Source organism: Bhargavaea massiliensis (assembly GCF_018390575.1).
Classification (GTDB): Bacteria; Bacillota; Bacilli; order Bacillales_A; family Planococcaceae; genus Bhargavaea; species Bhargavaea massiliensis.
On the sequence record NZ_JAHBCJ010000005.1, the window covers coordinates 146,138 to 158,354 of the forward strand.

12 protein-coding genes are annotated in these 12,217 nt (G+C 54.8%); all 12 read right to left on the bottom strand.

The genetic code is table 11. From position 1 onward, the window contains the following. Positions 1-50 precede the first annotated feature (50 nt). A complete protein-coding gene (locus tag KHA84_RS09335) occupies positions 51-1,718 on the bottom strand; it encodes a ribonuclease J (RefSeq protein ID WP_213423258.1) in 1,668 nt (555 codons plus the stop codon). 352 nt (positions 1,719-2,070) lie between these two features. Continuing rightward, complete coding sequence (gene dapA, locus KHA84_RS09340) at positions 2,071-2,958, bottom strand: 4-hydroxy-tetrahydrodipicolinate synthase (protein WP_213423259.1); 888 nt, start codon at positions 2,956-2,958, stop codon at positions 2,071-2,073. After that, the gene (asd, locus tag KHA84_RS09345; protein ID WP_213423260.1) at positions 2,912-4,006 is read right to left on the bottom strand and encodes an aspartate-semialdehyde dehydrogenase; all 1,095 of its coding nucleotides are present in this window, start codon (positions 4,004-4,006) and stop codon (positions 2,912-2,914) included. Before asd ends, dapA begins: the two co-directional genes overlap by 47 nt. Positions 4,007-4,087: 81 nt before the next feature. Beyond that, positions 4,088-4,678, bottom strand: coding sequence for a dipicolinate synthase subunit B (locus tag KHA84_RS09350; protein WP_213423261.1), 591 nt, complete (start codon positions 4,676-4,678; stop codon positions 4,088-4,090). A 16-nt stretch (positions 4,679-4,694) separates the two neighbouring features. Beyond that, a complete protein-coding gene (locus tag KHA84_RS09355; RefSeq protein ID WP_213423262.1) occupies positions 4,695-5,465 on the bottom strand; it encodes a hypothetical protein in 771 nt (256 codons plus the stop codon). Further along, the gene (locus KHA84_RS09360) at positions 5,462-5,731 is read right to left on the bottom strand and encodes a YlmC/YmxH family sporulation protein (protein ID WP_213423263.1); all 270 of its coding nucleotides are present in this window, start codon (positions 5,729-5,731) and stop codon (positions 5,462-5,464) included. The genes KHA84_RS09355 and KHA84_RS09360 overlap by 4 nt, the downstream gene beginning before the upstream one ends. 107 nt (positions 5,732-5,838) lie before the next feature. Next, complete coding sequence (locus KHA84_RS09365; protein WP_213423264.1) at positions 5,839-7,056, bottom strand: M16 family metallopeptidase; 1,218 nt, start codon at positions 7,054-7,056, stop codon at positions 5,839-5,841. 98 nt (positions 7,057-7,154) lie between these two features. Then, the gene (pnp, locus tag KHA84_RS09370; RefSeq protein ID WP_213423265.1) at positions 7,155-9,278 is read right to left on the bottom strand and encodes a polyribonucleotide nucleotidyltransferase; all 2,124 of its coding nucleotides are present in this window, start codon (positions 9,276-9,278) and stop codon (positions 7,155-7,157) included. 235 nt (positions 9,279-9,513) lie between these two features. Next, positions 9,514-9,783, bottom strand: a complete 270-nt coding sequence (rpsO, locus tag KHA84_RS09375; protein WP_213423266.1) for a 30S ribosomal protein S15 — start codon at positions 9,781-9,783, stop codon at positions 9,514-9,516. 126 nt (positions 9,784-9,909) lie between these two features. Then, on the bottom strand, positions 9,910-10,857 hold the full coding sequence (locus KHA84_RS09380) for a bifunctional riboflavin kinase/FAD synthetase (RefSeq protein WP_213423267.1): 948 nt from the start codon (positions 10,855-10,857) through the stop codon (positions 9,910-9,912). Positions 10,858-10,862: 5 nt separating this feature from the next. Continuing rightward, positions 10,863-11,783 carry a tRNA pseudouridine(55) synthase TruB gene (gene truB, locus KHA84_RS09385; RefSeq protein WP_213423268.1) on the bottom strand — a complete coding sequence of 307 codons (921 nt, stop codon included), beginning with the start codon at positions 11,781-11,783 and terminating at the stop codon, positions 10,863-10,865. 65 nt (positions 11,784-11,848) lie between these two features. After that, on the bottom strand, positions 11,849-12,202 hold the full coding sequence (rbfA, locus tag KHA84_RS09390) for a 30S ribosome-binding factor RbfA (protein ID WP_213423269.1): 354 nt from the start codon (positions 12,200-12,202) through the stop codon (positions 11,849-11,851). Between the last annotated feature and the right edge of the window lie 15 nt (positions 12,203-12,217).

The window sequence follows — 12,217 nt, forward strand, 5'->3', positions numbered from 1 at the left end:
CGCCAGAGACGGCGTAGAAATCCCGTTTTGTTCTATCTCTGTTGCCCCGCTCAGTATTCCATGATGATCGGGATGATCATCGGGCGGCGCTTCGTCTTCTGGTAGAGGTATGAATTGAGTGTATCGCGGATTTCCTGCTTGATGCTCGTCCATTCGAACGATTCTTTGTTGGAATATTTACCGACAATCTTCTTCACCAGTTCTCCGGCCTCGCCAATCAGTTCGCGCGAATCACGCACATAAACAAATCCGCGGGAAAGGATTTCCGGACCTGCTGCAATCGTCTTTTTCTTTCGGTTGAGCGTAATGACGACGATAAAGATGCCATCCTCTGAAAGGAGTTTCCGGTCACGCAGAACGATATTGCCGATATCCCCGACGCCGCTTCCGTCAATCAGCACATTGCCAGCAGTTACCCGGCCGGTCATGCGCATCTTGCCGTTTTTGTACTCGACAATATCCCCTTTGTCCGCGATGAAAATACGGGACTTTGGCAATCCTGTTTGCTGGGCCAGCTTTGAATGGGCAATGAGCATCCGATATTCACCCTGGATCGGGATGAAGAATTTCGGCTTCATCAGGTTGAGCATCAGCTTCAGGTCTTCCTGGCTGCCGTGACCCGATACGTGGACCTTACGGCTCGAAGTAAGGACATCGGCGCCAGCCTTGGCCAGTTCGTTCATCGTATTGTACATTCCGACTTCCATGCCCGGCGACGGAGTGAACGTGATGAGAACCGTATCAGTTTCCTTGATGCGGATGTCCTTGTGCTGGCGCTTCACGATGCGTTCAAGCGCGTGGAGCGGTTCGCCCTGGTTGCCTGTCACGATGATCGCCACTTCGGAATCATCGTACTTGCCGATTTCTTTAACCGGGATGACGATTCCGTCCGCAACGTTCAGGTAGCCGAGCTTCATGCCGACTTCAAAGTAGGTCTCAAGAGACTTTCCGATCACTGCGACTTTGCGTCCTGATTCCGCGGCCCGGTCGAAGACCTGCTGCATGCGGATGAAGTTGGAGGCATAAAGGGCAATGAGGATGCGCCCCTGCGCTTTGTGGAATGTCTTGGACAGCTGTTCAGCGACGACGGACTCCGGTGTCGTATGTCCCGGACGCTCCGCTTCCGATGAATCGGACATCAGAATGAATACGCCTTCGTCCCCGATCGCTGCCATCTTCGAAATGTCCGGCCGGTACTTGCCTTTTGCCGACTGGTCGAACTTAAACTCCCCGGTGTGTACAATGGCGCCCTCGCTCGTATGGAATACGATTCCCAGAGAGTCCGGAATGCTGTGAGTGGTATGGAAAAACGTCACATAGGTTCTCCCGAAGTTCATCCTGCTCCTGTTCGATACTTCGAAAAACTTGATATTCTTCGGTGCCTGCTTATCCTTCAGATGTTCCTTCGCCAGGGCGATAGTCAGTTTCGAGCCGTATACAGGCGCCTGGACTTTGCTGAGCAGGTAGGCGATCGATCCGATCGCATCTTCATGGCCATGGGTGAGAAAAATCCCTTTCAGCCGGTCTTTGTTTTCTTCGACGTAGGTCATATCCGGAATGACGATGTCAATGCCGAGCATTTCCCCTTCAGGGAACATGAGCCCGCTGTCCACGATGAACATTTCATCATCGATTTCGACCACATACATCGCCTTTCCGATCTCTCCCACTCCTCCGAGAGGGATGACCCTGATGTTTTCGTTTTTTGTCTTGGTCAATGTTTCTCCTCCTAAATCATACCCGATCCATATCCGCTAACCTTCATTATACGGTAGCCGTACAATCTAGACAAATTAAAAAAGTGCTGAAATTGATGTTCCTTGAAACGGGAATTGACCGATGGCGCTGCGGCTATCCGGCAACGGCCGAGACGGGAATGACGCGGACCGCATCTTTTTCGATTGCTGTTTTTACGAAGGAACATGGTGCTCATTCGGGGACGCTTACTGATTTTTCAGCTGATCCCGATAATCTTTCGGGTCTTTGCCGCAGCAATAATAAAAAGCGAACGGCCGGGAAAACTGCCCAACCGTTCGCTATGGAGAAGTCAACATCAGGTATTTTTGCTTTTCAGGCTCCCGTTGCAGCGCGAAAGTCACTCATTGCCTGCCCGACAATTCGGGTCCCTTCCTCATCCAGAGGCATGATCGGAAGACGTACCATGCCGGCATCGAATCCTGCCAGTTTCAGTGCATACTTGACGGGCGCCGGGCTCGGGCGGGAAAACAGCGCTTCCGACAAACGGCAAATTTCCGCATGAAGACGGGCAGCCTCTTCCCGCTCACCGCTTCGGCAGGCAACAATCATCCGCTGCATCTCCGGACCGGCCACATGCGAGGCGACAGAGACCACACCATCCCCGCCGATTGCGAGCACCGGAAGTGTCAGTCCGTCATCGCCGCTGTAAAGGCGGAATCCGCGGTCTGTCCCGGCAATAATCCGGGTCATGGCACCGAGGTCTCCACCGGCTTCCTTCACGGCCCTGATATTCGGAAAGCGGGACAGCGCGATGACCGTTTCCGGCTCCAGCCGGGATGAGGTCCTGCCCGGCACATTATACAGCATGACGGGGAGCTTCGTGCAGCCTGCGGTTTCCTTGAAATGCGTATACATCCCCCGCTGGTCGGGACGGTTATAATACGGGGCCACCAACATGATGCCATCGGCTCCGGCTGCCTCGGCCCTTTTTGTCATGTCAATGGTTGCGGCTGTGTTGTTGCTTCCGGTTCCCGCTATGACGGGAACTTTTTTTCCGGCTGCCTCAACGGCAAGCCGGATGATCCTTGCTTTTTCGTCATCGGTGAGTGTCGGGGATTCGCCTGTCGTCCCGCAGACAACTATGGAATCCGAACCGTTTTGTATCAAATAATTGACGAGGGCATCCAGGCGGCCCTCGTCAACTTTTCCATCATCACCGAACGGCGTGACCATCGCCGTTGCTATGTTGCCGAGCTCCATCGGCTTTTTCCCCTTTCAGCAACCCGTCCGCAATGAGTGCTTCCGCGATCTGGATCGAGTTGAGGGCAGCTCCCTTCAGGAGATTGTCCGCGACCACCCAGAAGTGGAATGCGCCCGGGGTGTCGAGATCCCTTCTGAGGCGTCCGACGAACACATCGTCCTTTCCTTCCGCGAAGAGCGGCATCGGATAGCTCTGGTTTTCAGGATCATCCATCACGGTGATGCCTTCCGCCTGGTGCAGGGATTCTCGGATGCCGGCCGTATCGGCGGACGGATCGCCCGTTTCAAAGTACACCGATTCGGAGTGTCCGGTTACAACCGGGAGACGGACACATGTTGCGGCGACGGAAAGTTCCGGCATGCCCAGGATCTTCTTTGTCTCATTGATCATCTTCCACTCTTCGAAGGTATAGCCGTCCTCACTGAAGACATCAATCTGCGGAACCGCATTAAAAGCGATCGGGTAATGTTTCTTGTCACCCTTGACCGGCAGAAGCTCCGCCTCCGCTCCTGCCCTGTTCTCCATGTCCGTACTCTGCTTTTCAAGCTCGCCGATCGCTGCAGCGCCCGCCCCGGAAACCGCCTGATAAGTTGATACGATCACTTTCTTCAGGCCATACTTCCGGCGAACCGGTTCCAATGCCGCCACCATCTGGATCGTCGAGCAGTTCGGGTTGGCAATCAGGCCCCGGTGCTCCTTGAGCGCCTCACGATTGACTTCGGGAACGACAAGCGGAGTGTCGGGGTCCATGCGGAACGCGCTCGTATTGTCGATGACGACCGCTCCCCGGCTGACTGCTTCGGGCGCAAGTTGCTTGGAAACGTTCCCTCCCGCGCTGAAGAAGGCGATGTCCACGCCGTCAAAGCGTTCAGGCACCGCTTCTTCAACAGTAAATTCTTTTCCGCCGAACTCCACTTTGCTTCCTGCAGATCGGGCAGATGCAAGAAAAAGGATTTCATCCGCAGGGAATTTCCTTTCTTCCAGCTTCTTTGCGATTCCTTGGCCGACCGCGCCTGTAGCTCCGACAATGGCAACACGATATCCCATGGTTAAACACTCCTCATATTTCATGATCGAATGTTCAGTATTATAGCATGTTTTAAAGTACTTTCGGAGAAATATTCGTGATTAAGTATTTTCATGCCTGATCAGGAGTGGCTGAAGCTGTTCACCCTTCAGTGCGGCCTCGACCGTATCGACCATTTTTGTAAAATCACTGATAAGGGAATTCGGCTTTTTCACGGGATCATCCTGCCCAAACGGGATGAAATAGATGTTCTTCGTATTGAGCAGTTTCATGATATTTGTCCCGTTCAGACCAAGTGCATCGTTGGTGGACACACCGATCACAACCGGCGTGCCGTTCCTGAGTGTCGCCTTGGCAGCCATCAGCACGGGCGAGTCCGTGATGGCGTTTGCGAAACGTGAGATGGAGTTTCCCGTCATCGGTGCAATCACCATGCAGTCGACCGGTGTTTTCGGCCCGAACGGCTCAGCCTCCGCGATGGTCGTGATAATGTCGGCTCCTGCCGCTTCCCGGATTTTCGCCATCCATTCCTCGCCTGTCCCGAAACGGGTCGCGGCGGTCAGCACAGAGTTGGTGATGACCGGTACGACCGTCGCCCCCCTGTCGGTGAACGCCTTGATTTTCGGAATCACATCCGCATAAGTACAATGGGATGCGGTGATGCCGAAACCGATTCTCTTGCCGTCGAGCATCCTGACTCTCCTTCCGCTAGCTGTCCATTCTGCACAGCGCCTCCGAGAGGATCCGGGCGGCCTCGTCCGGAAAACACCGTCCCGGGAGCGCAGGCAGTAACCTATAGTATTCATGGACGGCTCCGGGCTTTAGGCACCCGGGCGCGGAAGCCAGGTCATAAATGCGTGACGGGTGAAACGGACCCGTAAGATCCAGCCATTGTGACGGTACGGTGTTGACAAGAATACCGTCAGGCAGACCGGCTCCGTCAAACTCCAGGATACCTAATCCTTCGGTCAGAGCCTCCGCAGTCTGAGCCGGTGATCGGGCTAGAACAAAAACTTCCCCGCCCATCGCACGCAACAGCCTGGCCGTAGTTTTACCTACCCGCCCGTAGCCTGCAACGATCCATTTCCTGCCCGCTACTGTGCCGCCCCCCGAGCGGTAAAACGATGCAAGTAATCCCTCTGCCGTCAGGCTGGCATTTTCCCAGATGAACCGCTCTTCTTTCAAATAAAATCGGGGCTTCTTCCCTGCCAGCTCCGCGGCATGCTCCCAGGCAGCATTAAGGCTTCCCGCAAACAGGCGGTCCGCCTGCTTGAGCACACCGGGAGCGGGCACGCCTTCCGGTGGATGGATCGGCAGTACAATTCTGCTCGGTGCTTCATTTAACAGAAGTGCATCCGTTTTCTCGTCCCACCTGTCCCGGCCGTCGTGTAATACGGTGTACCCTTTTTTCCGAAGCTGGTCTGCAGCTTTTGAAAACCGGGCATCGGATCCGAAAATCAGCCAATCCGGCCGCGTCATTCAAACAGCCCCTCATGGATCGGACGCGTCCGCCTGAACAAAATCCGGTCATCTCCTATCAACACAATTTCTTCCCAAGGAATGTATTCCGCTTCTCCGGATGTTTTCCGGCCGCCCTGCAGCCAGCCGGTCCGGCGTTTTAGTTCGAAGCCGTGGATCCGGCCGCTCTTCGGGTCAAACAACATTTCCGTGTCGGCAAGCAGCCCATACCGGACGCCGTCCTCCATCTGGATCAGTTCTTTTTCGGCCATTGTCGACAGCAGCATTTTCCACTCCCCCTTTTCCTAAACTATATGCGCCGCCCGGGCGGATGTTCCGTACCGGAAATGGCCGGGTCATGCAAAAAACCTGAAGGCCATTGCCCTCAGGTTTTTTAGTTCGGTATGATGATTGATTCTGCCGGCGGGCCTGAAAAAATCCTTTTTGCTATGCGGAGGATCTGTCTGTTGTCCACTTTGCGGAATTCACTCATGACTTCATCGATATCTTTATGTTCACCGGTAAACAGTTCGTTTTTCGCATTCCGGCTCATCCTCGATGCAGGTGATTCAAGGCCGAGCAGGAGGCTTCCTTTCATCTGGCCGACTGCGCTCCCGATTTCGGCATCGGATACTCCATCCTGCAGAAGCCGTGAAACTTCATTGCAGATGACTGTCCGTGTCTCCTCGAGGCGGGATGGCGAAGTGCCGGCATAGATGGTGACCGCCCCTGAATCGGTATGGGAAGAATGGTAAGAGTAGACGGAATAGGCGAGACCCCTTTCTTCGCGGATCCGCTGGAAGAGTCTTGAGCTCATACTGCCGCCGAAAAGAGCATTCAGGATAATTAGTCCATATATGTCGGGATCATGGACATCCAACCCCGGATAACCCATGCACAAATGTGCCTGCTCTGTGTCCTTGCGCTTGCGGACTGCGCCGGGCGTGAAATCGGGCTGTTCCACAGGAAGCGGGGAACCGGCTTCTCCCGTGAATGTCCCGAAGCTTTCTTCCAGGCGGTTAATCAGCCCCTCATCCAGACAGCCTGCCGCGGAGATGACGATCCGTTCCGGCCGGTACTCACGGTTCATAAAAGAGATGGTTTCTTCCCTGGTAAAGCTGCTGACCGTTTCCGGATAGCCGAGGATCGGACGGCCCATCGGATGGCCGGGATACATCGCTGCCTGAAGCTGTTCATGGACATCATCGTCCGGCGTGTCGGCCACCATGGCAATCTCTTCGAGGACGACGGACTTTTCCTTGCGGATCTCCTGCTCATCGAACGCCGAGTGGAAGAACATGTCCGCCAGCACATCGACCGCCGCGGGCGCATCTTCGGCAAGTATATGGACGTAGAAGCAAGTTTCTTCCATGGATGTGTAGGCGTTGATCTCCCCGCCTGTCCGGTCGATCGCTTCCGCTATGTCCTTGGCTGTCCGGGCGGCCGTCCCCTTGAACAGCATGTGCTCGATAAAATGGGCCATTCCGGCTTCCCCGGCGGCTTCATTCCTAGCGCCGGCCTTGACCCAAACACCGATCGCCACCGAGCGGACATGCGGCATGTGTTCCGTGACGATCCGAACGCCATTCGGACATTTTCTGGTCTGGAGCATTTCTTCTCCCCCCTTAGTTATTTTTATGTTTTCATATCGGCAATAAGAGCCGTCTTGTAAAAAGAGGGCCGGCCGAACCGGCCGCCCTCTGGAGATGGTTATTCCGTTTTGCCTGACTCTTCGCCAGCTTCTTTTTCTTCTTTCAAGACTGCTTTGCGGGACAGGTTTACCCGGTTATGGTTGTCGATTTCAACGACCTTTACCCGTACGACATCACCGATCGACAAGACGTCTTCGACTTTGTTCGTCCGCTGTTCCTGAATTTCCGAAATGTGAAGCAGGCCATCCTTGCCAGGGAAAATTTCTAGGAATGCGCCAAATTTCTCGATGCGCTTTACCTTACCGTCATAGTATTCGCCGACCTGGGCTTCGCGGACGATGTTTTCAATCATCGATTTGGCCTTTTCGTTCATTTCCTGGTTGATCGAGGAAATGTAGATCGTGCCATCCTGCTCGGTGTCGATTTTGACACCGGTCTCATCGATGATCTTATTGATCTGCTTGCCGCCAGGTCCGATCACGTCACGGATCTTTTCTGGCTTGATCTGGATGACGATAATCTTCGGGGCGTGGTCCGACAGCTGTTTGCGCGGCTCGGAAATCGCGGACTTCATGTTGTCCATGATGTGCATCCGGCCCGCCTTCGCCTGTTCAAGAGCTTCTTCGAGAATCTCACGGGAAAGGCCCTCGACCTTGATGTCCATCTGCAGGGCGGTGATGCCTTTTTCGGTTCCCGCAACCTTGAAGTCCATGTCACCGAGTGCGTCCTCCATCCCTTGGATGTCAGACAGGACGGTGTAGTTGTCACCCTTTTTGACGAGGCCCATGGCGATTCCCGCAACGGGTGCCTTAATCGGGACTCCGGCATCCATCATTGCCATCGTGGATGCACAGATGGACGCCTGGGAAGAGGAACCGTTGGATTCCAGAACTTCCGAGACGAGGCGGATCGTGTACGGGAATTCCTCCTCGGACGGAACGATCGGTTCAAGGGCTCGTTCGCCAAGTGCGCCGTGCCCGATCTCCCTCCGTCCCGGGGAGCGGATCGGGCCCGTCTCGCCAACACTGAACTGCGGGAAATTGTAATGGTGCATAAATCGCTTGGACTCCTCGAGGCCGAGGCCATCGATGATCTGCACGTCCCCGAGTGCGCCGAGCGTGCAGATGCTGAGCACCTGTGTCTGACCGCGTGTGAACAGCGCAGATCCGTGTGTCCTGCTGAGGATTCCGGCTTCTGAGGACAGCGGTCGGATTTCATCCGGCTTCCGTCCGTCCGGGCGGATTTTTTCTTCGGTGATCAGGCGGCGGACTTCGTCTTTGATGAGCTTATCAAGGATGCCCCGAACCTGTCCGAGGTCCGTTTCCTCTTCGGAATCCGCGTAAGTTTCGATCACGGAAGCTTTGACAGCCTGGATCGCTTCCTCGCGTGCGTGCTTTTCTTTTGTCTGGATGGCTTCAAGCAATGGGGCTTCCGCTTTTTCGCGGACATCCTCCGTCAGTTCCCGGTCCAGTTCGAAGAGAGTGATCTCCCTTTTCTCTTTTCCTGCTTCCCGGGCAATCTCTTCCTGGAAGGCGACAAGGCGCTTGATTTCTTCGTGGCCGAACATGATCGCTTCAAGCATGATGGATTCTTCGACTTCATCTGCACCGGCCTCCACCATATTGATGGCATCTTTGGTTCCGGCAACAATCAGATCGATGTCGCTTTTCGCTTCCTGCTCAACAGTCGGGTTGATAATGAATTCGCCATCGATTCGGCCGACCTTCACACCTGCGATCGGACCGCCGAACGGAATGTCAGACACCATCAGCGCAAGCGAGGAGCCGAACATGGCGGCCATCTCGGATGAGCAGTTCTGGTCGACCGACATCACCATCGAAATGACTTGCACTTCATTCCGGAAACCGTCCGGGAAAAGCGGACGGATCGGACGGTCGATCAGCCGGCTGGTCAGCACGGCTTTTTCGGATGGACGGCCTTCCCGCTTGATAAAGCCGCCGGGAATTTTACCGACAGCGTAAAGGCGTTCCTCGTAGTTGACGGTAAGCGGGAAAAAGTCCAGTGGCTTCGGCTCCTTGGATGCAGTTGCCGTCGACAGGACCGCTGTATCGCCGTAGCGGATGAGCACGCCTCCATTCGCCTGCTTCGCGAATTTACCCGTCTCGACGATCAGCGTCCGGCCGGCCCAATCAAATTCGTACGTTTTGTGATTCTCGTTCATCATGGGGCTCCTCTCTTCTGTGCATAACGCTATACCGGGTGCCTGTCCGTCTGCATGCGCAGCCAATCGGAGCGGCGGCAGGCCGGGACAGCCGTCAAACGTATGTACTCACTCCCCATAGTGTACCAAAATTCGCATAGTGATGCGAAAGGATTTGCAGGGGAAACGCATTTAGCGTTAGCGGATTTTGTGCAATAAAAAAAACGGGCCGCAGCCCGCTTTTGTATGTGCGATCTTATCGGCGAAGGCCAAGCTTCGCGATGAGGTCACGATAACGCTGAACGTCGTTTTCACGAAGGTACTTGAGCAGATTCCGGCGACGGCCGACCATTTTGTAAAGGCCGCGGCGGGAGTGGTGGTCTTTCTTGTGTGTGCGCAAGTGCTCGTTCAGGTTATTGATCTCTTCCGTGAGGATAGCGATCTGGATATCAGGAGATCCTGTGTCCGATTCGTGTGTGCGGAACTCTTGGATGAGTTCATTTTTACGCTCTTGTGTAATTGCCATCCTGTTCACCTCCAAATCAGTTAGTTAAAAAATCCCCAATTCCCGAGCAAACGTTGGTGAGTCGATTGCCAAGCAATGGTTGAGTGCATCAGCACATGAGTATCATACCACAGCCCACTGGCCGATTCAACTGTCAGGATGCGCGGCAAGGATCCGCCGGGCCTCTTCCTTGTCACGACCGATCTGTGCCTTCAGCTCTTCGATCCCGCTAAATTTTCGCTCTTCCCGGATCCGCCTGATCCATCTGACCTGCACATCTTTCCCGTAAAGGTCGCCGTCAAAGTCGAGCAGATGTACCTCGACCGATAGGAAGGTGTCGGAAGGATCTTTGAAAGTGGGGCGATAGCCGGCATTGAGCACGCCTCCGTAGATTGTGCCTTCTGTTTTAAACGTGGCAGCGTACACACCTGGAGCAGGAAGACATGAACCGGGCACCGGATCGACATTGGCAGTCGGAAATCCGATCAGTCGTCCCCGCTTATCACCTTCAATAACCGTACCGTCGGTCGTAAGCGGGCGGCCGAGCAGTTGAGCGGCCCCCGACACATCCCCCTCGCTTAACATCGAACGGATGCGGGTCGAGCTGATTTTCTCTTCTTGATCAGTAACTCTCCCGATCACCGAAACCCCATAATCTCCTCCGGACAGCTTTTCCAAGTCATCCGGCTTCCCCTTGCCGAACCTGCCGAAGGAAAAATCGAAACCGCAAGTGATGTGGCGGACGCCCAGCTTCCGGATATAGCATTCGATGAACTGTTCGGGACTCATTGAGGCAAAATCCTTGGTGAAGCGAATCACGAATACCGTGTCTGTCCCCATTTCCTCAAGCAGCTGCATCTTTTGTTTATACGGCGTGATGTATGTGACTTCCTTCCGGTTGCCGAGTACGGCAGACGGATGCGGATCAAACGTCATGACCGCCGGGAGAAGGCCTTTCTCGCGGGCCACTTCCATGGCATGGCCGATCACTTCCTGATGCCCCCTGTGGATGCCATCAAAAAATCCGGCTGCCACCGAGTATTCCCGGCCGGCTGTCTCCGGAATATCGGGATATTCAATATGATGAATCTTCAATCTGTTCACCTCTTGTCTTCAGCCATGCCAAACATTTTCTCGGGCTTCATCAGCCCGTTTTTTTCAGGATGGCGGCGGTATACGGCCACCGCCCGGTTGCCTTCGTAAAAAACAATCCGCGGGTGCTCGGCAAGCAACGGATGCGCAGGCAACACTTGGCCGTTCAAGATTTTCGGAAGAAGGTCTCCTGCATGAACCGGAGGAAATTCTGACAGAGCCCGTTCCACAGGAAGCACGGCTCCTTCCAGATTACCCTGATCCCGCTGATGTTCAACATCCGACAGCGTCAGGCAGTCTTCCGCCTTGAAAGGGCCCGATGCTGTACGGACAAGGGATGCCATATGGGCGGGATAGCCCAACTTATCGCCGATCTGCACGGCAAGCGTGCGGATATAGGTGCCCTTGCCGCAGTCGACCCTGATGCGGAATTCAACTTCGTTTCCTTCAAAATGCTGCCCGGGGGACAGCAGCTCGATCTCGCGGATCAGAACCTTGCGGGAAGGCCGCTCCACGGGTTGCCCTTGACGGGCATACTCATACAGCCGCTTTCCGTTCACCTTCACCGCCGAATACATCGGGGGGATCTGTGTGATCTCACCGGTAAGCGAACGGAGAACTTCCCGGATCTCCGTGTCAGTGAAACGCTTCACGGTCAGGTCCTGCTCCACAGTTGCACCTGAGGCATCCTCGGTCTCCGTCGAACGGCCGATGCTGACGACGGCCTCGTACGTCTTGCCCATATCTGTCACATATTCGGCCGCCTTTGTCGCACGGCCGAGACAGATCGGAAGCACGCCCTCGACATCGGGATCAAGTGTACCCGTATGGCCGATGCGCTTCATCCCGAGGATTTTCCTTAGCCGGAAAACACAGTCGTGTGAAGTCATGCCTTTTTCTTTCCATAGCGGCAGGATTCCCTCAAGCATAGCGTTTACTCCTTTCCTATGTACGGAAAACAAGCCTGCATGCCGGAACGGCTGCAGGCTTGTTCTCAGTCTTCCGGCTTTGACTCGTTTACTTCACGGAGAAGTGACTCAATCCGGTTGCCGTAGTCGACGGACTCATCAAATTCAAAAAGCAGTTCCGGCGTTTTTCGCAGGCGGATCCGAGTCCCGATTTCAGAACGGATGAATCCTTTGGCTTTTGTCAGGCCTTTTAGCGTATCTTCCTTCTGGCGGTCATCGCCGAGCACGGAGATAAACACTGTTGCCTGCTGAAGGTCGCCGGTCACTTCGACATCGGTGACCGTGACGAACCCGATTCTCGGATCCTTCAGTTTTCGGCCGATAATGTCTCCCAATTCTTTTTTCATCTGTTCCGCCACGCGGTTTGCCCTCATTGTCATATCGAACACCTCGGC